Here is a 20,214-nt window from a genome sequence, read left to right as displayed (position 1 = left end):
TGTGCAGGTGAGTGCTCATGCACGCGTGCGTGTGCGTGTCAGGTGGTGACGGTGTGGCGGTGGTCCGACGCGAACCTCATCGCGTGCTGGACGACGCCGACGAGGATGTCCTTGACGGACTCGCGGTCGCGCGCGTCGCACATCACGACGGGGACGTAGTCGTCGAGGTCGAGGGCGTCCCGGACGTCCTGCTCGGGGTAACGGGCCGCTCCCTCGAAGCAGTTGACGCCGACGAGGAACGGAATGGACCGCCGCTCGAAGTAGTCGATCGCGGCGAAGCAGTCCTCCAGGCGGCGCGTGTCGGCGAGCACGACGGCGCCGAGGGCGCCCTCGGAGAGCTCGTCCCACATGAACCAGAACCGCTCCTGGCCGGGCGTCCCGAAGAGGTACAGCACCAGGTCCTCGCGGAGCGTGATCCGCCCGAAGTCCATGGCCACGGTGGTGGTGTGCTTGCCTTCCACACCGCTGGTGTCGTCGACGGGGCGCCCGGCCTCCGTGAGCACTTCCTCGGTGCGCAGCGGCCTGATCTCGCTGACCGCGCCGACCAGCGTGGTCTTGCCCACGCCGAAGCCGCCGGCCACCAGGATCTTGAGCGTGACGGGCTCAACGGGGGGCTTGCCGCGCTCAGAGCGCCCGAAGATCATCGGTCTTTTCTCCTGCGTGATGGGGGTCGGACGGCGGTGGGCCGTAGCCTCCGCCGCCAGGGGTTTCGATGACGAGCACGTCCCCGGTGCCGACGTCCGCGAAGTCGCTTCCGCCGAGTTCGGTGACCGTGCCGTCGGCGCGCTCCACCCGGTTGGTACCGAGCGCGCCGGGCGCTCCGCCGGCCATGCCGTACGGCGGGACCCTGCGGTGCTGGGACAGCGTGGAGGCCGTCATGGGTTCCAGGAACCGGATGCGGCGTACGGCGCCGTCCCCGCCGCGCCACCGTCCGGCGCCGCCGCTGCCGCGCCGGACCGCGAACTCCTCCAGCCGGACGGGCAGTCGCCACTCCAGGACCTCGGGGTCGGTGAGCCGCGAGTTCGTCATGTGGGTCTGGACGACGGGCGCGCCGGGGAAGCCGTCACCGGCGCCCGATCCGGACGCGACGGTCTCGTAGTACTGGTGGCGTTCGTTGCCGAAGGTGACGTTGTTCATGGTGCCGGAGCCCTCGGCCTGGACGCCCAGGGCAGCGTACAGGGCGCCGGTGATGGCCTGTGACGTCTCGACGTTGCCCGCGACGACGGCGGCGGGCGGCTCGGGGGCGAGCAGGGAGCCGGACGGCACGACGATGTCCAGGGGGCGCAGGCAGCCGTCGTTGAGGGGGATGTCGTCCGCGACCAGGGTGCGGAAGACGTACAGCACCGCGGCGTTGACCACCGAGTAGGGGGCGTTGAAGTTGGTGGGGAGCTGCGCCGAGGTGCCGGTGAAGTCGATGGTCGCTGAGCGGTTGTCGCGGTCCACGCGCACGCGTACCCGGATGATCGCGCCGGAGTCGGTCTCGTAGGCGTACGCGCCGTCGTCCAGGGCGTCGATGACGCGGCGGACGGCTTCCTCGGCGTTGTCCTGGACGTGCCGCATGTAGGCCTGGACGACGTCGAGGCCGAAGTTCTCGATCATGCGGCCGACTTCGTCGACGCCCTTCTGGTTGGCGGCGATCTGGGCGCGCAGGTCGGCGAGGTTGGTCTCCGGGTTGCGGGAGGGGTACGGCGCCTCGGTGAGCAGGCGGAGGGTCTCGGCCTCGCGGAAGCGGCCGTTCTCGGCCAGCAGCCAGTTGTCGAGGAGGACGCCCTCCTCCTCGATGGTGCGGCTGTTGGCGGGCATGGAGCCGGGGGCGATGCCGCCGATCTCCGCGTGGTGGCCGCGGGAGGCGACGTAGAACAGGATCCGGTCACTGTCCGTGTCGGCGTCGGGGGTCGCGGCGCGGCCGGTGCCGAAGACCGGGGTGATCACCGTGACGTCGGGAAGGTGGGTGCCGCCGTGGTAGGGGTCGTTGACCGCGTAGGTGTCGCCCGGGCGCATGCGCGTGCCGCGGCGCCGGATGACCTCTTTGACGCTGGTGCCCATGGAGCCCAGGTGGACGGGGATGTGCGGGGCGTTGGCCACCAGGTTCCCGTCCGGGTCGAAGAGGGCGCAGGAGAAGTCGAGCCGTTCCTTGATGTTGACGGACTGGGCGGTGGACTCCAGCCGGGCGCCCATCTGTTCGGCGATGGACATGAACAGGTTGTTGAAGACCTCGAGGAGAACCGGATCGGCTTTCGTGTCGAGGTCGGAACTCTGCGTAACCGCGACGCGTTCCATGACCAGATGCCCGTCGTCGGTCGTCGCGGCCCGCCAGCCGTCGTCGACGACGGTCGTGGAGCCGGCCTCGGCGATGATCGCGGGGCCGGTGACGGTCTCGCCGGGGGGCATGTGCTCCCGGCGGTGGAGGGGTACGTCGCGCCAGGTGCCGCCGGTGTGGAGGCGGACGGTGCCGGGCGCGGCGCGGTGGCCTTCGTAGCGGGCGAGGGCGGACAGATCGGGGGGTTCGGTGATGCCGGTGGCTTCGACGGAGAGGGCTTCGACGACGATCGGTCGGTCGAGCGTGAAGGAGTACGTGGCGCGATGACGTTCTTCGAAGGTGCGCCGCATCGTGCCGGGGTCGGTCAGCTCGACGGTGAGGGTGGTGTCGGTGCCGTCGTAGCGGAGTTCGGCGCGCCGGGTGATCCGGATGCGGTCGTCGGGGACGTCCTCGGCGAGGAGTTGGGCGCGGGCGGCGGTGGCCAGGTCGTCGGCGGTCTTGTGGACGCCGGGCATCGCCGCGGGTTCCAGGGGCGCTTCGACGGACTGTTCGCGCATGGCGGTGGTGTCGGCGAGGCCGATGCCGAGCGCGGACAGCACTCCGGCCATGGGCGGCACGAGCACGGTGCGGATGCCGAGGGAGTCGGCGACCATGCACGCGTGCTGGCCACCCGCGCCGCCGAAGGTGGTGAGGGCGTAGCGGGTGACGTCGTGGCCCTTCTGGACGGAGATCCGCTTCACGGCGTTGGCGATGTTGGCGACGGCGATCCGGAGGTAGCCCTCGGCGACCTCCTCGGGGCCGCGGTCGTCGCCGGTCTGGTCACGGATCTCGCGCGCGAGGGCGGTGAAGCGGTCCCGGACGAGTTCCGCGTCGAGCGGCTGGTCGCCGCCTGGGCCGAACACCCGGGGGAAGTGGGCGGGTTGGATGCGACCGAGCATGACGTTGGCGTCGGTGACGGTGAGCGGGCCACCGGCCCGGTAGCAGGCGGGGCCGGGGTCCGCGCCCGCCGAGTCCGGGCCCACGCGGTAGCGGGCGCCGTCGAAGTGGAGGACCGAGCCGCCGCCGGCCGCGACGGTGTGGATGTCCAGCATGGGCGCGCGCAGCCGGACTCCGGCGATGCGGGTGGTGAGGACGCGTTCGTAGCCGCCGGCGAAGTGCGAGACGTCGGTGGAGGTGCCGCCCATGTCGAAGCCGATGACGCGGTCGAATCCCGCGCGCTGCGACATGCGGGCCATGCCGACGATGCCGCCGGCCGGGCCGGACAGGATGGCGTCCTTCCCGCGGAACTGCCCGGCCTCCGTGAGTCCGCCGTTGGACTGCATGAACATCAGGCGCACGCCGTCGAGCCGGTCGGCGACCTGCCGCACGTAGCGGCGCAGCACGGGCGACAGGTAGGCGTCGACGACGGCCGTGTCCCCGCGCGGGACGAGCTTCATCAGCGGGCTGACCTCGCTGGACAGCGAGATCTGCGGGAATCCGATCCGTGCGGCGAGCGCTCCCACGGCCTGTTCGTGCGCGGGATGCCGGTGGCTGTGCAGGCACACGACGGCGACGGCGCGGATCCCGTCGTCGTACGCGGCCCGGAGCGGCTCGGCGAGGGCGTCCAGGTCGGGTGCGCGCAGGACGGTGCCGTCGGCGGCGATGCGTTCGTCGACCTCGACGACCCGTTCGTAGAGCAGCTCGGGCAGTTCGATGCGCCGGGCGAAGATGGCGGGGCGGTTCTGGTAGGCGATGCGCAGCGCGTCGCGGAAGCCGCGGGTGATGACGAGCAGGGTCCGTTCGCCCTTGCGTTCCAGCAGGGCGTTGGTGGCGACGGTGGTCCCCATCCGGACGACGTCGACGGGGTCGTCGGCGCCGTCGAGCAGGCCCTGGACGCCCGCCACCGCCGCGTCGGGGTACCTGGCCGGGTTGTCCGACAGCAGCTTGTGGGTCAGCAGCCGGCCGTCGGGGCGACGCGCGACGATGTCGGTGAACGTGCCGCCCCGGTCGATCCAGAACTGCCAGCCTGTCACGTCAGTACTCCGCTTCCGCACCGCTCACAGCGCCCGCAGGCCGTTGATCACGTCGCGCAGAATGCTCTCGTCGGGCAGTTCGGCCGGCGGTACCGGCCGGTTGACGTGGACGAGTTCCGCGGCGACGAGGTCCCCGACCAGGACCCGCACCACGCCGATGGGCAGGTCCAGGTCGGCGGCGAGTTCGGCGACCGACTGCGGGACGTCCCGGCACAGCTCGACGATGTCGACGTGTTCCGGGGACAGCGTGGGGTCGGCCTCCGGGTCGTCCGCGTGGGGTTCCGTGACGACCACCGCGATCACGTCGAGGCGGTGCTGGGCCGCACTCGTGGTGCGGCCACGCGTCATGGCGTACGGACGGACGACGGGCCCGGCCTCGTCGTCGAACCAGTGGCTTCTTCCCTGACCGTCTGCGCTCATGTCATCCCACTACCCGCCTGGGTGCAGATCGGTGCGCGGAGCGGTGCCCAGATGCACGCCGACCCGCTTGACCAGCAGTGTCATCTCGTAGGCGACCTGCCCGACGTCCGAGTCCGCGTCCGAGAGGACGGCGAGGCAACTGCCGTCGCCGGCGGCCGTCACGAACAGGAACGCGTCGTCGAGTTCGACGACGGTCTGCCGGACGCTGCCCGCCTCGAAGTGCCGGCCCACGCCCTTGGCGAGGCTGTGGAAGCCCGAGGCGACGGCGGCCAGGTGCTCGCTGTCCTCACGGGTGAGGTCCTTGGACGCTCCCGTCGCCAGACCGTCGCCGGAGAGCACAACCGCTTTCCGGATGCTCGCGACCCGGTCCACGAGGTCGTCGAGGAGCCAGTTCAGCTCTCCGGAGTTGGTCGCGGTGTGGCCGGTCGTCCTTGGTGCGGTCATCGACCGTCCCCCTTGTTCGTTCCCTGTGGTGCTTGGCCGCTGTCGGCTTCGTCGCCCGCGGCGTTCTCCTCACGGCCGCGCTGCCAGCCGCGCTGGAGCGAGGCCATACGGCTGCGTACCTCGTCGGCGTCCCGGTCGGCGGACTCGGCGGCCCGGCCGGTGGTGCGCCGTTGTTCCCGTTTCAGCTGGGGCGCCAGGTTGGCCTGCCGGACGCGCCTGGGCAGTCCTCCCGTCGGGCCCGTGCCGCCGGTCCGCGGCGTCGTGCCCGTCCCCGTGCCGGGGCCGCCGGGACCGGGTACCCCGTCGGCCCGGTTCGGTGCCGCGTCGCTCCGGGCCGCCGGGGTGCCCGTGCGCCCCGAGGTTTCGGCCGGGCCTTCGGTGCCCTCGGGCCGCCGGCCGCGCCTGGGCAGGGCGGGCGCCTCGGCCCCGTCGGCGGGGGCGGCGTCCCAGGGGCCGCCGCCGGCCGGGGGCGCGGTCGGCCCGTCGGTCCGGGCCTCCGGGTCGGTGTCCCAGCGGGCGGGCGTCGTGCCGCGTCGACGGGCGGGCAGTGGCGGAGCGGCCTCGGTCTGCGGGCGGCTCGGTCCGGAGGCGGGTTCGGGGCCGCGGCGGCGGGTGGGCAGCGTGCGCGTGCTCTCCTCCGCCTGCTCCGAGCCGCTCGCCTGCGCCGTGGCGTCGGCTTCGCCGCGACGGCCGCGCTGGCCGGCGACCGGGCGGCCGTGCGAGCTGACCAGCTTGGGCGTGTGGCGCCGGGGCAGCGGGACGGGGGCGTCGAACGCGCCATCGGTGTCGTCGCCGTCGGCCGTGCCTTGGGCGTCGGAGGCCTGGTGGTGACGGTCGCGGCGGCGTGCCGCCGTGTCATCGGTGCGGGGAGCTCCGCCGCGCCGGCGGAAGATGCCGCCGCGTTCGCTGTCCTCGTCGCCGAGCACGCCCGGGAAGTCGCCGAGGCCGTCGAGGTCGGCGGGCGCCTCCAGTTCGACGGGGCCGTCCAGCACGGAGACCGGCAGGCCGGGCAGTTGCGCGGGCACCTTGGTCAGGGCGCGGTGGCCGTCCTCGGACTCGCCGGCCTTCGGGCGCCGGGGCCGGTCGAGGCGGAAGCCGACGCCGTTGGTGTCGGGGGCGTCGTCCGTGAGCAGCGCGTCGGGGATGAACACGACGGCGGTGGTGCCGCCGTAGGGCGAGGGCTGGAGGGAGACGCGGACGTTCTGCCGCTGGGCGAGGCGGCTCACGACGAACAGGCCGAGCCGGTCGGTGTCGGACAGTTCGAACTCGGGGGTCTCGGCGAGCCGGAGGTTGGCGTCGAGCAGCACGTCGGCCGCCATGCCGAGGCCCCGGTCGTGGATCTCCAGCGTGAAGCCGTTGGCGACCCGCTCGCCGAGGACCTGCACGGCGGTGTGCGGCGGGGAGAACACGGTGGCGTTCTCCAGGAGTTCCGCCACGAGGTGGGTGAGGTCGGCGACCGCGGGGCCGGTGACGGCGACCCGGGGCAGGCGGCGGACCTCGATGCGCTCGTAGTCCTCGACCTCGGCGACGGAGGCGCGGACGACGTCCATCAGCTGGACGGGCTTGCGCCACTGCCGGGAGGGGGCGGCGCCGGAGAGGATCACCAGGCCCTCGGCGTGCCGGCGCATGCGGGTGGTCAGGTGGTCCAGGCGGAACAGGTCGGCGAGTTCCTCGGTGTCCTCGGTCCGCCGCTCCATGCTGTCGAGCAGGGTGAGCTGCTTGTGCAGCAGGACCTGGCTGCGGCGGGCGAGGTTGACGAAGACCTCGGAGACGCCGGCCCGGAGTTCGGCCTGCTTGACGGCGGCCTCGACGGCGGCACGCTGGAGGGTGTTGAGGGCCTGCCCGACGTCGCCGATCTCGTTCTTGTCGTACTCCAGGCGCGGGACCTCGGTCTCCACGTCGACCTGCTCGCCCGCCGAGAGGCGGCGCATCACGCTGGGCAGCCGCACCCCGGACGCCTCGTGGGCCTCCAGGCGCAGCTGGCGCAGGTCGCGGATGAGGCCGCGGCCGATGCGGACGGACAGGAAGAGGGACAGGAGCAGGGCGATGAGGCCGAGGACGCCGGCCACGGCCGCCTGGGCGATGACGTGCACCGCGGCCGGGCTGACGCGGTCCTGATAGCGGTTGCCCGCCTGGTCGTTGAGGGTGGCGAGCTCGTCGAGCGCGTTGCCGGCCGCGGCGTCCCAGCTCTTGGCGTCGACTCCGCCGGGCCTGCCGGTCTCGGAGGTGACGGCCGCTTCCTCGGCCACGCGCACCGGGGCGGAGGAGGCGTTCTTCCAGAAGCTCTCGAAGCGGTCCCGCTCCGAGGAGGGCAGCAGCGGCAGGTTCACCTCGTACATCAGGGTGCGCTGGGCCACCAGGTCGGAGATGTCGCGCATCTCGCCCCGCGTGATCCGTCCGACCATCAGGGCGGAACCGAGCAGGGCGTCCTCGCGGGAGAGCAGTTCGCGGGCCCGGGCGAGATTGACGAGCGCCCGGTACTGCTTCTCCAGTTCACCGTCGTCGACGACGGTGAGGCCGGAGAGCAGCACGTAGCAGGGGTCGACGAGCCGGTTGTAGAGGTCGAGGGCCTGGGCGCGGTTGACGGTGCCCTCCTCGACGCTGCGGCGCAGGGAGGCGATGCCTTCGAAAGCGTCCAGTACGGCGGTCAGCCGGTCGTTGGAGCCGCCGAGGGCGTCCCGCACATCGGTGTTCCTGGCGTTGGCTCGAATCTGGGCGACGGCCTTGTCGGTGGCCGTGCGGCTGCGTCGGAGATCGGCCAGTCCCTCGGAGGCGCGCGGGTCGGCGAGGTAGACGAGGGTCTGGCGGCGCTCCTGCTGGAGCACGCGGACGGTGTCCTCGACGGGGTAGCCGATCTTCTCGACCACGGCCGACACATTGAACAGCCGGCCCGCCTCGCGCCCCGTGAGTACCGTGGCGAAAGCCCAGATCGCGGTGAGCGACACCAGCGGCACGAGAAGCAGCGCCACGATCTTCCGGCGGATCGACTTCCCGCGAAAGCGCATGGCCTCCCCCAGCTCGACCCCCGTCAACACGGGAGTTCGCATGTGCGTCAACAAACGGCGCGAGCCTACTACCGACGCCGGGCGAACTCGAAGAGTCTTCCGGAAGCTGAACTTCCGTACCGGCGGCGAGAGATACGGAGTTGTCCGGTCATTGGGGTAGATTGCCTCCCCGATTCCGGCAGCGCCCAGGTCCGTCGATCACCGCGCGCCGCAGGTCAATTGGCCGGTTTTTATCGCTGCTCGGGAATCTTCCCGACGTGTCGTTCGTCCTACTCCATGGGACATGGGGGCGGAATCGGCCACAGGAGCCGTGCCCTGCCCCGGGGCGGCGTAAAACAGCGCAAGCCGGGCAGCCAGTGGGAGTCGGGTTCTCGGACCCGGGGCGAGCGGACTGCTGGGGATGGGAAGTGACACGTTGATGGGCACGGCGGAGCGGCTGGAGTCTTCCGTTGACGACGGGGCGGGACGTGTGACGGCGCCACGCGGCACGGAGGCGCCGGATCTCGACATTCCGGCAGCCGGGCAGGAGAAGAAGCGCGAGGGCGCCGCCGAGGGGACCGATGCGCGAGCGCCTCGCGTCACCGGCACGGACATAGGGGAGGACGGCGGTCCGGTAGCACCGAAGCGGGAGCAGGCGGCCTACCGGCCGCTGTGGATCGAGGAGCCCGCGCGGCGGCGCCGGCTGCCGGATCCGGTGCGTACGGCGGCGGTGCGGGCGGTCATCATCATCGCGGTGACGCTGGTTCAGGCGGTGGTGGCCTTCCTGTGCACCATGGCCGGTTCGTGGCTCGCGTTCCCGATGGTGCTCAGCAGCGTGGCGAGCACGGTGGTGGCCACGTGGGGCGTGCTGGACGTCTGGGTGACCCGCCAGGTGTGGAACCAGCGCAACGGGGTGGTGTCCTCTCCGAGCAGTACGGCGCGCGCCCTGCGGCGGGAGCGGCGCCGGGCCCGCAGGCAGGCGCGGGCCGCCGAGCGTGCGCAGGAGCGGATACGCAGGCAGGGCGGCGCGGGCCGGCTGTCGCATTCGTGACAGCCGGGTCGCCGTCAGCCCTGCCCGTGCCCGCGCCGCATCCAGGTGCGCCTCAGAGTGCCGCCGGTTCCGGCCGGTCCGCCTCTCTCCTCAGCTCGCGCCGCGCCCGCGTGAAGGGGCGGGGCCGGTCCACCGAGAGCACGGCGGTCGGGCGGCCGTCCCGCTCGTAGCGGGCGAGGAAGCCGCCTTCGGCCGGGGCGCCGTCGGTGATCTCCCCCTCGGTGACGGTGACGGTGTCGCCGTCCTGGCGTCGGCCGGCGAACTGGATGCGGGCCCCGTACTGGTCGGACCAGAAGTACGGCAGTGACCATGCGGTGGCGAGGGTGCGTCCGGCGAGCAGGTTGGCCACGGCGACGCGGGGCTGCTCCGTGGCGGAGGTCCAGTGTTCGGCACGGACGCCTCCGACGCGGGCGACATCTCCGACGGCGACGACCTGCGGCAGCGCGGTGACGCAGCCGTCGTCGCACAGGACACCGTCGTGCAGGGCAAGGCGGTATCCGGCGAGCCAGCCGGTGTTGGGGGTGGCGCCGACTCCGACGATCACGACGTCGGCGGGGAGGGTGCGGCCGTCGGTGAGGTCGACGCCGGTGACGGCGAGCGTGCCGCGCAGCCCGGCGACCCCGGTTCCGCTGATCAGTTCCACGCCGCCGCGCCGGTGGAGGCCGGCGCACACGGCGGCCATCTCGGCGCCGAACTGCCGCTCCAAAGGCAGCGGGGCGGCCTCGACCACGGTGACGGTGTGACCGAGCGCGGCGCAGGACGACGCGGTGTCGGCGCCGATGAAGCCGGCTCCGATGACGACGATCCGGCGCGGGGCGGAGACGAGTTCCTCGCGCAGGGCCAGGGCGTCGTCGAGGGTGCGCAGGGTGTGCACCCCGGCCTGGCCCGCGCCGGGGAGGCGACGGGCGCAGGCGCCGGTGGGGATGACGACGCCGTCGGTGGACACGGCGCGGCCGTCGTCGAGCGGGACGGAGCGGCCGCGGGTGTCGAGGCCCCGGGCCCGGACGCCGAGGAGCTTCATGGAGTGCTACCACTGCGCGACGATCCACCCCGAACTGACCGAGGTGCTCCCGGAGTTCGGCGACGGCTACGCGGCCCAGTACCTACGTGGGCCACGGCGCCGAGTTCGGCGAGGGCGTCAAGGGGTTCACCGTCGACGGCAGCGAGGGCTTCGGCAGGCTGCCGGACGTCACCGCCGACCAGGACCGGCGCTACTACGCCATCACCGTGAAGCCGACGGTGTTCGTGAACCTCGTGCCGGACCACGTGATCCTGCACCGCATGTTCCCGCTCGCCGCGGACCGCACGGTCGTCGAGTGCGACTGGCTGTACGCGCCGGACGTGGTGGCGTCGGGCGCGGACGTGTCGAAGTCGGTGGAGCTGTTCCACCGGGTCAACGCGCAGGACTTCGAGGCCTGCGAGCGGACCCAGCCGGCCATGTCGTCCCGGGCGTACCGCCGGGGCGGGGTGCTGGTGCCGAACGAGCACCACATCGGGGTCTTCCACGAGTGGCTGCGGGACCGGCTCGCGGCCGACGGCTGAGCCCCGGGAAGGCCCGGCGTCCGGGCACGACGGGCGCGCGGGCCGGCCCCGCTACGGCGTACTGGCCGCCGGCCTCTTGTACATCCGCGTCGCCGTGATCTCGCTGTGCCCGCCCTCCGCACCGGAGGTCTCCTTCGGCAGTCCGGGCCTCAGGTGCTCCTCCACGCTGATGTACTTCAGCCCGGCGCGCAGGTCGGCGTCGTTGCGCAGCCGGATGACCAGCGGGAATTCGGCCAGGGCGGTCGTGTCGAACAGGCCGGTGGTGTAGAGGAGCTGGACGCCGAGGGCGTCGGACACGGCGCGCTGGAGCTCCAGGAGGTACGTCGCGTTGGCGCGGCCGATGGGGTTGTCCAGGAACAGCGTGCCGGCGTGCCGGTGCTTGTCGCGGCCCCGGTCGTTCGAGCGCAGGGCGGCCATCGTGCAGTACAGGGCGATGGCCGCCGTGAGCAGCTGGCCGCCCGAGAACACGTCGCCCATCTGGCCGACCGGTACCCGCTCGGCGCGCAGCACGGCGTCCGGCTTGAGGATCTCGACCGCCACGCCCTTCGGCTGGAGCGCCGCCGCGACTCCCCGCAGCAGCAGGGACATGCCGTCGCGCCGCAGGTCGGAGTTCTTCTTCACGGCCGCGCGGGTCGCCTCGTCGACGACCTCGCCGAGCCGCTCGGTGAGCGTGGCCTGGTCGGGCTCCTCGAAGCGGATGCGCAGGAACTCCTGCCCGGACCACTCGCCGAGTCCTTCCGGCAGCCGGGACAGCCGCTGCGCGGACCGCAGCGTGGCGAGGGCCGACTCCACGAGCCCGCGCAGCCGGTCCACGATCGAGTCGCGGTTGCGCTCCAGCTGCTCCAACTCGTCGGTGAGGACCCGCAGTCGGGGCGCGAAGGCGTCCGCCCACTTCTGGGCGTGCTCGGGCAGCGCCGCGGCGGGCAGTTCGCGGATCTGCTGCCGGGCCGGGGTGCGCACCTGCTCGTAGCGCGTGGAGTTGGCGTGCCGGACGAGGACGTCGCTCGCCTCGCGGACGGCTGCCTCGGCGGCCGACAGGTCGGCGGCGCAGCCGCGCAGCGACCGGCGCGCCTCGGCCGCCGAGTGCCGCGCCTCCTCGGGGCTGCCCGGGTAGGGCTCCGGCTCGTCCTGGTCCTCCTCGGAGGTGTGCTCGCGCAGCAGGTCGCGGAGCATGGCGGCGATCTCGTCGAAGCCGCCGGCGGCGTCCTCGGCGGCGCGGTGGGCGTCGAGGAGTTCGGCGTGCGCCTCGCGGGCCTGCGCCAACGCCTCGGTGCGGGAGGCGAGTTCGGCCGTGGCCGTGCGCAGCAGCGCCTGGGCGTGCTCGGCGTCGCGCGGGACGAGCTCCTCGGGGAGTCCGGTGTGGGCGTCGCCGTCCTCGGGCGCGTGCCGCTCGGCCTCGCCGCGCAGCCGGCCGAGCTGCTCGCTGGCGCTGGACATGCGGGTCTCGAGCAGGTGCACGAGTTCCTCGGCGCGGGCGGCGGCGGCCTGCCGGGAGGGCCCGTCGGAGCCGTCCGGGGACTGGAGCAGTTGCTCCGCGCGGGTGCGGACCTTGTTGCTCAGGCGGTCCAGTTCGGCGCGGGCGGCGCTCTCGTCGCTCTCCGCGCGTGCCTGCTCGGCGCGCAGGTCGGCGCCGACGCCGACCTTCTCGTACACCTGGGAGGCGGCCCGGTAGGCCTCGCGGAGCGCGGGCAGGGACGACTTCGGGGCGGCGTCGTCCTCCGGTACGTCGTCGGGGGCTCCGGCGATCTCGGAGCGCTCGGCGCGCAGCGCACGCGCGGTGCGGCGGGCGTCGTCGGCGGCGCGCTGGGCGGCGCGCCGGTCCTCGTCGGCGGCGCGGGCGCGTTCCAGACAGGACTGGGCGCGGGCCTCCGCCTCGGTGGCCTCGTCGGCGAGTTCCCGCAACTTGGCCTGCCAGGCAGCCCGTTCACGCAGCCGGAAGGCGAGCCCGGCGAGGGCGTCGGCGGCGCGCCGGGCCTTCTGCGCGGCCTCCTGCCGTTCGTCGCGGACCTGGGTGGCCTCGGCGGCGGCCTCCTCGGCCTCCGCCCGCACGGTCCGTGCCTCGGCGAGTTCGGCCTCGGCCTCCGCGGCGAAGGCGCGGGCCTCCTCCGCGGTCCGGGCCAGTTCGGCGAGCCGCCCGGCGGGGCAGCCGGTGCGCCAGGAGGCGAGGCGGGCGGCCAGTTCGCGGTCCTTGGCGAGGCGCGCGGCGAGCGCGCGGATCTCCTCGTCGCGCTCGGTGGCCCGGGCGCGCAGCGCCTGCCGCTCCTCGTCGGCGGCGTGCTCGTCGTGCATGGCCGGGTTCGGCGGTACGAGGAACACGTCGGCGGTGTCGGTTCCGGCGCCCGGGGTGGGGGCGAGCAGTGCGGCGGCCGTGCCGACGGCGACGGCCGACCTGGGCAGCAGGGCCGCGTCGCCCAGCGCCTCCCGGGCGCGGGCGTGCGAGTCGGGGTCGGTGATGATCACGCCGTCGACGAGTTCGGGCCGGGCGGCCAGCACGCGCGCGTGGTCGGCGGGGTCGACGGCCTGGGCGAGGTAGCGCCAGCCGGGCAGGGCCGGGATGCCGTGCTCGCCGAGGAACTCGACGGTGGCCAGCACGTCGGGTCCCGGCGGGAGGAGTCCGCCGTCGCCGAGGGCGCCGAGGATCCGGGAGTCGTCGGCAGCGGCGGTGCGCAGGTCGAACAGCTGGCGCTCGGCGAAGGAGACGGCGTCGTCGAGCAGTTCGCGCAGGGGCTCGGCGAAGCGGTCGAGTTCCTCGGGGGTGAGGACGCCGTCGGCGGTGGGGCGCGGCGCGCCGGGCCGTGTGCCGGCTGCGCCGTCGGTGCCGGTGCGGGGCCCGGGGACGCCGGCCCGCGCGGTGCCCGGCGCACCGGGCAGGCCGAGCAGTTCGGCGAGCCGTTCCTCGGCCGCGAGGGCCTCGGCGGTGCGGCGTTCCGCCTGGTGGGCGCGTTCCGCCGCGGACGCGGCGTCGGAGGCGCGGGCGGCGGTCAGTTCGGCGCGGGTCTCGGCGGCGGCGGCCTCGCGCGCGTGCTCGGTGGCCCGGCGGGCGGCTTCGCGGGCGGTGTCCCAGGCGGCGACCGCGGTCTTCTCGGCGTCGCTGGCGGCGAGGGCGGCGCGGGCCGGGTCGGCGTCGGGCGCGCTGTCGTCGAGCCAGCCGGCGCGGACGGCCTCGGCGGTTTCCTGCTCGACCTCTGCGAGGCGCTGGCGCAGGTGCCCGATCTCGCTGCGGGCGCGCTGGGCCTCCGTGGCGGCGGCCGTGGAGTCCCGGTACGCGGCGTCGCCGGTCTCCTGGAGGGCGGCGGAGCGCTCCTCCTCCTCGTTGGCGAGGTTCTCGGCGTTCTGCGCGGCGGCGTGCAGGGCCCGTACGAGGTCGACGGCGGCCCTGGTGCGCGCGGCGAGGGCGGGGGCGGCGTCCCGCTCGGCCTCCTGGATCGCGGCGGACACGCGCGCGACGCGGTCGGCGGCGGCGCGGTGGCGCAGCACGGCCTCGGCGGCCTGCCAGGCGGCGTGCAGGGTGCGGGCGTCGGCCAGTTCGCGTTTCTGGGCGGCGGCGGCCTTCTCGGCGGCGGCGAGGGCCAGTGAGGCGTGCCGGTAGGCGAGTTCGGCGGCGATGAGGGAGCTGCGCTCGCGTGCGGACTCGGCGTGGGTGACGGCGTAGGCGGCGGCGGTGACCCGCTGGGCGAGGTCGGCGGCCCGCGCCCGCTCCCGCACGCCGCGGGCGGACAGCCGGCGGGCGAGGGTCCTGGTGCGGCGCTCGGCGGCGGTGTGGATGTCCCGCGCGCGTGCGCGGGCGTCGGCGGCCTCCACGATGCGGCCGAGCAGGTCGACGGAGCCGGCGGTGAAGTCGCGTTCGGCGATGAGTTCGGCGCGGCGGCCGAGTTTGTTGCCGAAGCCGCTGACGAGGTCGGCGAGGCCGTCGGTGTCCCGGGTGTCGGTGACGGCGCGCAGCAGCAGGTCGGTGAAGTCGGAGTCCTTCTTGACGGCGAACAGGCCGGCGGCCTCGCCCTCGTCGGCGTTCATCTCGCGCTGGTAGCGGAAGAGTTCGGGGTCGAGGCCGAGTTCGCCGAGGTGTTCGGTCCAGCGTTCGTGGATCTCCTCCCAGTGCACCTCCAGGTGCGGGTAGGCCTTGTGGGCCTCGGTGAGGGCGTCGCGGAAGCCCTTCATGGTGCGGCGCCGGCCCTGGGCTCCGGAGACGCCTTCGACGGGCGGGCGGACGGCGGTCGACTCGGCGACGGGGAGGTTGTCGAGGCTGAGTCCGGGGCCGGGCCGGAAGGAGTACCAGGCCTCGGCGAACTTCCGCGGGTCGTTGGAGACCTGGCGGCCGCGCCACTCGCTGACCTTGCCGACGACGACGCACTCGCCGGTCAGGACGTGCTGCCACTCCAGCGCGACGTGGCCGCAGTCGTCGGCGAGCAGGAACTTGCGCAGCACGCCGGAGCTGGCTCCGCCGAGGGTGTTGCGGTGGCCGGGCAGCATGACGGAGAAGATCAGCTTGAGCAGCACCGACTTGCCGCCGCCGTTCTCCAGGAAGAGCACGCCGGCGGGCGCGGGGCGGCGCGGCGGGCCGACGGGCTCCTCCTCGAAGAACTCCGCCTGCGTGGGCGCGGGGTCGGGCACGGGCTCGCCCACGCCGCGCAGGTCAAGCACGGTGTCGGCGTAGCGCGCACCGGCGGGCCCGATGGAGTAGAGGCGGACCCGGGACAGCTCGTACATGGCGGACTCTCGTAAGTCTTCTTCGGTGGGGGTGGGGGCGCTTCAGGAGGAGTGGAACGGCAGGCCCGCGTCGGCCACCAGGTCCAGGTCGTCGGCCTCGTCCGGCGGCAGCAGCGTCGGGGTGCCGTCGGTCACCGGGACGACGCCGAGTTCCAGCAGTTCGGCCATGGCGGCGCTGCCGGCCATGTCGCGCACCTGGAGCTGGTAGCGGGCGGTGGTGCGGTACGTGCCGCCGTTGTCGTCGCCGGTGCGCTGGAGGAAGCCGGAATCGGTGAGGAAGGCGACGGCCTTGCCGACGATGCCGGTGGTGGAGCCGGCGAGGCGGCGCGCGTCCTTGGTCGCGCCGGTGGCGGTGCGTCTGGCCCAGATCCGCCAGGCGGTCTCCAGGCCGGGCGCGTCGGTGGCCGGGTCGGTGTTCTCGCCCTGTTCCTCGGCGCGCTCCTCCAGGCGCCGGCAGGCCTGGCGGACGAACGCGTCGACGCCGTTGACGGTGACGCGCCCGATGTAGCCGTCGTCGGCGAGGTCCTCGGGGCGCGGGAACGCCAGGGCGGCGACCGCGAGGTGGGCGAGGCCGTGCAGGAAGCGGTCGCCGGAGTCGGCGGAGGTGCGGCGCGCGTACTCGCCCATGCGGACGGCGAACACCGAGTCCTCGGCGGCCGTCACGGCCATGCCCGCGCGCGGGGACACCTCCAGGACGACGAGGCCGAGCCCGGCGGCGACGGCGTCGGCGAGCCGCGCGAACGGCGGGTCGTCGCGGTAGCGGCGCAGCAGGTCCGCGTACTCCTGGTCGCGGGCGGGCTGCAGCTTGGGCTGGAGGCCGAAGGCGACGAGCCGTGCCGCGTCGGCGGCGTCGGCGGGGGTGACGGCGGCGCTCGCCGACGGGGCCGCGGGTTCGGCCTCGCTCCACTCGACGTGCTCGGTCACGGTCGGTGCTCCTTGCTGCGCTGGTGCTCACTCATGCTGCTTCGGTCCTGTCGGCCGCCATCCCCGCCGCGTCCAGCAGCGCGGTGCCGACGACGAGGTCGGCGCCGCCGAACTCGGGGTCGTCGAGCTCGGTGCCGTCGTCCACGGCGAAGAGCAGTCTCTGCTCGCCCTGGCGGTAGGCCGTGCCGACCGGCGGGCTGGCCGCGTGGACCGCCAGCAGGGCGACCAGGTACGGCAGTTCGGGGTCGCGGCGGCGGGCCTCGGCGAGGAGGCCGGACAGCCGGCGCGGCGCGTCGTGCGGCAGGTCGAGGAGTTCCATGGCGGCGGCCATCTGCTCCTCGCTGAACCGGCTGTCGTCCGGGGTGGCGATCAGGTCGGGCTCGGGCATCTCGGCGCCGAGGTGCTCGCGCTCCACGGGCGGGGTGAGGAGCAGGTCCACGAGGTCCCCGACGCGGACGGACACGGGAGTGCGCAGTCCGGTGCCGCGGGCGAAGAAGGCGTCGGTGACGCGGATCGCCTGTTCCAGCGGCAGCGGCAGGACGGGGGCGACGAGCTGGCCGTAGAGGTCCAGTCCGGCGGTGCCCGTGGGGGTGGCGAAGGCCTGCCGGTCCTGCTCGGCGCGGAACAGGGGGCCGGCCTCCAGCAGCCGGGACTGGAGCTGGGTGTGGCGGCGGATGCAGTCCTTGACGATGTCGACGAGTTCGGCGGCGCGGCGCTTGTGCTCGGGGTCCTCCGACTCGTCGCGTGCCTTGCGGATGTTGGTGAGGATCGCGTTCTCGTGGCGGTAGCGGTCGGCCACGTGGTCGAGGGCCTCGGCGATCATGTCGGGGACGGCGCTGAGCCAGTCGACCGCGCGGACGTTGCGCCGGGTGGCGTCGAGGGCCCTGCGGAGTGTCTCGGAGTACTGCACGGTGCGGTAGCGGGCCTGTTCGGCGGCGAGCTGGGCGTCGGCGAGCCGGCCGCGGCTGATCAGCACCTCCAGCTTGACCTCGGCGGCGATCTGCGCGCTGGTGACATCGGTGTCGAGGGCGCCGACGAGGACGTTGACCGCTTCGTCCGTCGTGCGGAGGTAGACGGTGCCGCCGGGGCCGGGGACCTCCTCGATCAGCTTGAAGTCGTAGTCCCGGCGCACGTAGGAGCCGTCGGGTCCGAAGGTGCCGTAGACGGCGCGGAAGCCGCGGTCGACACTGCCGACGTTGATCAGGTTCTCCAGGACCCAGCGGGCCACGCGCTCGTGCTCGGCGGCGGGGCGCCGCGGGGCCTGGGCGGCGACGCGAGGGACGAGGCGGGCCACTATCTGGTCGTGGTCGGCGCCCGTGTCGAAGTCCATGTTGAGCGTGACGAGGTCGATGGCGGCGAGGGCTACCTCCGCCATGCCGTACACCGAGTACTCGCCCGCGAGGTTGGCCTTGCGGGTGTCCAGGTCGTGCAGGGGGGCGGTGCAGGCGAGCGCGCGCAGGCGCCGCGCCAGTCCTTCGTCGGCGGCCGGGCCCGGCGCGGGCCGCGGCCCCGCGCTGAGCTGGGGCGGAACGCTGTCCGTCGGTGCAGGCGAAGTCACGGTGCACAGACTAGGTCCTCGGTCTGACAACGACCCAAACGACGCAGATGGGCCCCGGCGCGACGGCCGTCGCCCGGGGGTCGGCCCGACCTGCGCCGGGCACCGCGCGGTAGCTCCAAGTCACGCCCATAGCACGCTAAGTTGAGTAGAGTTCGAAGTTCATTCAAAGGGGGAGCGTGTGTCTGAATTACTGACGGCCGCCGCCGTCATCGCCCCGGTCGTCAGCACCGCGGCCACGTCCTTCGCGGGAGCCGTGGTCGACTCGGCGCGGACCAGGCTGGCGGACAGCGCGGTCGAAAGGGGCCGGGTCCTGCTCGGCAGAGTGCTGCACAGGACCGCCGACGACCCGGCGCGGACCGAGCAGGACGCCGTCGCGGCCACGGCGATCGAGGAGCTGCCCGCCCGGGAGCGCGAGATCCTGGAGGCGGCGATCGGCGACTGGCTGGCCAGTGGGAGCGACCTGAGCACCGAGTCCCTGCGCACCCGGATCGAGCAGGCGGCCCACCGCACGACGCACAGCGCCGACCGGTTCGAGGTCACGTCGCACGGAGACGGCTCGCCGGCGATCGGCAAGCTGGAGACCGCGAACTTCTACTTCAACCCGCCCCCCGCCCGGGAGGACGGCAGTTGACCGGTGACCACCCGGTCGACAGCCGCGCGAGCACGAGTGGCGACCAGTCCCCCGCGATCGGGTTCGTGAGCAAGCTGTTCCTCAGTGTGTTCGTCGGGGACGTCGTCGAGTTCGCCGACAAGGCCAGGCGCTGGGGCGGCTGGAACTGGCCGCCGTTCCTGCTGGTGGTGTCGCTCGGCGGCGTCGCCCTGCTGACCGCGCCCGACGGGCCCCTGCGCCAGTTCGTGTGGGTGTACGCCGCGATCGGCACGGCCACGCTGCTGGCGCTGGCGCGGCTGATAGCCCCGGCGTCCGAGGACAGGGGGCGGCACTGGCGGGTGCTCGTGTCGGCGACGGCCGTGATCTGCGCGGTCGCCGGCACCATCGGCATGGACCATCTCGCGGAGCACGGCGAGATCGACGTCACGGGACGCACCAGTCTCACCCCCGACACCGCCACCGACGGTTCGCGGCTGCGCCTCGTCGTGGACAGCCCGGCCGACCGCTCGCGGCTGCGGCTGACGCTGAGCATCCGGGACGCGGACCCCGAGCTGGGGTTCTGCGAACCCGACACCAGGTACACCGCCGAGCTGCCGGGCAACGCGCACACCCGGGTCGAAGGCGTGCGCAGCGGCGAGGCCGTGGAGTTCGCCCTGGGCGGGCTCCGGGGCCCGATCGAGGCGCGGATCACGCTGACGACCGACGAGAACTGCCTCATGCGACTGTCCGTCGCGAACGTCGTACTGCATGACTGAGTCGTACTTCATGACTGAGAGGACATCGTGTCCGAATTCTCGGATTCCCGGCGTCGCGGGACGCGCGCGGCGAGACGGCTGACGGGTCTGGCGATCGCTCTCGCCACGCTGGTGAGCCTGGCGGCATGCTCGGACGACGAACCGGAACCGACGTTCCTCGGCCTGACCCGGGTCACCGTCGCGATGCACAACGACCTGCCGGGCCTGTCGTACTCCTCGAACTACGACCGTTCCGGCCTCGACGTCCTCCTGCTCAAACACATCGAGGACGAGATCGACGTCGCGTTCAGCGAGCCCGTCGACGTCTCCTCCAGTGAGCGGGTGACCCAACTCCTGGACAAGAAGGCGGACATGACGATCGCCTCGTTCTCCATCACCAAGGAGCGGATGGCCGACATCCACTTCGTCGGCCCCTATCTCACCACCCGGCAGGGTTTCCTCGTCGGCCCGGCGAGCGGCGACGTGACCGACAAGAAGGACCTGCGCGGCGGCACGGTCTGCGTCTGGGACGGCACCACGTCCAGGAAGACGCTGGACAACATCGAGAAGGTCCTCGGGGTGGAGACGGTCACCCTCGACGACGCGTCCGACTGCATCAGCGACCTCATCGCCGGAAAGGTCGAGGCGCTCTCCACCGACCAGGCGATCCTTTACGGCTTCGCCGAGCTCCACCGCGAGGACGGCCTGCGCGTCCTGCCGGGGGTGACGATAGGGCAGCCCCAGCACTACGGCATCGGGCTGCGCAAGGGGCACACAGCCGACTGCAACCGGCTCAAGGACTGGTTGAAGAAGCACGTGGGGACGAGCACGTGGACGCGTGACGTCGAGACGTCCCTGCCGAGGCTCGTGGCCGAGAACCCCGGCTGGATCAGCACCCACAAGCCGAGCGGCACCGAGATCGAGGACCGGTCGTGCCGGGACGACGTGAGCCCTTGAACCGGCCGGGC

Annotated in this window: 13 protein-coding genes and 1 pseudogene; 5 read left to right on the top strand and 9 right to left on the bottom strand. The window is 73.4% G+C overall.

What is annotated here, in order from left to right:
- Positions 1-38: 38 nt before the first annotated feature.
- Genes ACZ7D7_RS24560 through ACZ7D7_RS24540 form a run of 5 tightly spaced genes read right to left on the bottom strand, consistent with a single transcriptional unit; the run spans position 39 to position 8,141 of the window.
- Positions 39-644 (bottom strand): GTP-binding protein, encoded by a 606-nt coding sequence (locus ACZ7D7_RS24560; RefSeq protein ID WP_470826976.1) that lies wholly within the window; start codon positions 642-644, stop codon positions 39-41.
- Positions 625-4,272, bottom strand: a complete 3,648-nt coding sequence (locus ACZ7D7_RS24555; protein ID WP_470826975.1) for a hydantoinase B/oxoprolinase family protein — start codon at positions 4,270-4,272, stop codon at positions 625-627. The genes ACZ7D7_RS24560 and ACZ7D7_RS24555 overlap by 20 nt, the downstream gene beginning before the upstream one ends.
- Positions 4,273-4,296: 24 nt before the next feature.
- On the bottom strand, positions 4,297-4,692 hold the full coding sequence (locus ACZ7D7_RS24550) for a DUF742 domain-containing protein (RefSeq protein WP_470826973.1): 396 nt from the start codon (positions 4,690-4,692) through the stop codon (positions 4,297-4,299).
- 9 nt (positions 4,693-4,701) lie between these two features.
- On the bottom strand, positions 4,702-5,136 hold the full coding sequence (locus tag ACZ7D7_RS24545; RefSeq protein ID WP_470826972.1) for a roadblock/LC7 domain-containing protein: 435 nt from the start codon (positions 5,134-5,136) through the stop codon (positions 4,702-4,704).
- Positions 5,133-8,141, bottom strand: a complete 3,009-nt coding sequence (locus ACZ7D7_RS24540; protein ID WP_470826970.1) for a sensor histidine kinase — start codon at positions 8,139-8,141, stop codon at positions 5,133-5,135. The genes ACZ7D7_RS24545 and ACZ7D7_RS24540 overlap by 4 nt, the downstream gene beginning before the upstream one ends.
- A 400-nt stretch (positions 8,142-8,541) precedes the next feature.
- On the opposite strand from ACZ7D7_RS24540, the gene ACZ7D7_RS24535 reads away from it, so the two are divergent.
- Entirely contained in the window at positions 8,542-9,171 is a 630-nt protein-coding gene (locus ACZ7D7_RS24535) for a hypothetical protein (protein ID WP_470826969.1), read from the top strand.
- A gap of 52 nt (positions 9,172-9,223) precedes the next feature.
- Here ACZ7D7_RS24535 and ACZ7D7_RS24530 read toward each other — a convergent pair whose 3' ends face one another.
- Entirely contained in the window at positions 9,224-10,192 is a 969-nt protein-coding gene (locus ACZ7D7_RS24530; protein WP_470826968.1) for an NAD(P)/FAD-dependent oxidoreductase, read from the bottom strand.
- Between ACZ7D7_RS24530 and ACZ7D7_RS24525 the strand changes: the two are divergent.
- Positions 10,185-10,713 (top strand): annotated as a pseudogene (locus ACZ7D7_RS24525) (SRPBCC family protein); the annotation flags it as partial. The gene ACZ7D7_RS24530 and the pseudogene ACZ7D7_RS24525 overlap by 8 nt on opposite strands.
- Before the next feature lie 51 nt (positions 10,714-10,764).
- On the opposite strand, the gene ACZ7D7_RS24520 reads toward ACZ7D7_RS24525, so the two are convergent.
- The 3 genes from ACZ7D7_RS24520 to ACZ7D7_RS24510 are packed head-to-tail and all read right to left on the bottom strand — an operon-like array spanning position 10,765 to position 17,902.
- The gene (locus tag ACZ7D7_RS24520) at positions 10,765-15,420 is read right to left on the bottom strand and encodes a hypothetical protein (protein WP_470826966.1); all 4,656 of its coding nucleotides are present in this window, start codon (positions 15,418-15,420) and stop codon (positions 10,765-10,767) included.
- Positions 15,421-15,462: 42 nt separating this feature from the next.
- Positions 15,463-16,344, bottom strand: a complete 882-nt coding sequence (locus ACZ7D7_RS24515) for a hypothetical protein (protein WP_470826965.1) — start codon at positions 16,342-16,344, stop codon at positions 15,463-15,465.
- A 31-nt stretch (positions 16,345-16,375) separates the two neighbouring features.
- Positions 16,376-17,902: a hypothetical protein gene (locus ACZ7D7_RS24510; RefSeq protein ID WP_470826963.1), complete on the bottom strand. Its 1,527-nt coding sequence runs from the start codon at positions 17,900-17,902 to the stop codon at positions 16,376-16,378.
- Positions 17,903-18,080: 178 nt separating this feature from the next.
- Here ACZ7D7_RS24510 and ACZ7D7_RS24505 point away from each other — a divergent pair, with 178 nt between their 5' ends.
- Genes ACZ7D7_RS24505 through ACZ7D7_RS24495 form a run of 3 tightly spaced genes read left to right on the top strand, consistent with a single transcriptional unit; the run spans position 18,081 to position 20,203 of the window.
- Positions 18,081-18,533 carry a hypothetical protein gene (locus tag ACZ7D7_RS24505; protein WP_470826962.1) on the top strand — a complete coding sequence of 151 codons (453 nt, stop codon included), beginning with the start codon at positions 18,081-18,083 and terminating at the stop codon, positions 18,531-18,533.
- Complete coding sequence (locus tag ACZ7D7_RS24500) at positions 18,530-19,267, top strand: hypothetical protein (protein ID WP_470826960.1); 738 nt, start codon at positions 18,530-18,532, stop codon at positions 19,265-19,267. Before ACZ7D7_RS24505 ends, ACZ7D7_RS24500 begins: the two co-directional genes overlap by 4 nt.
- Before the next feature lie 27 nt (positions 19,268-19,294).
- Positions 19,295-20,203, top strand: a complete 909-nt coding sequence (locus ACZ7D7_RS24495; RefSeq protein WP_470826958.1) for a transporter substrate-binding domain-containing protein — start codon at positions 19,295-19,297, stop codon at positions 20,201-20,203.
- The last annotated feature ends 11 nt before the right edge of the window (positions 20,204-20,214 follow it).

The organism is Streptomyces sp. NPDC037054, from assembly GCF_055606745.1.
This window is presented reverse-complemented; position numbering and strand designations above follow the sequence as displayed.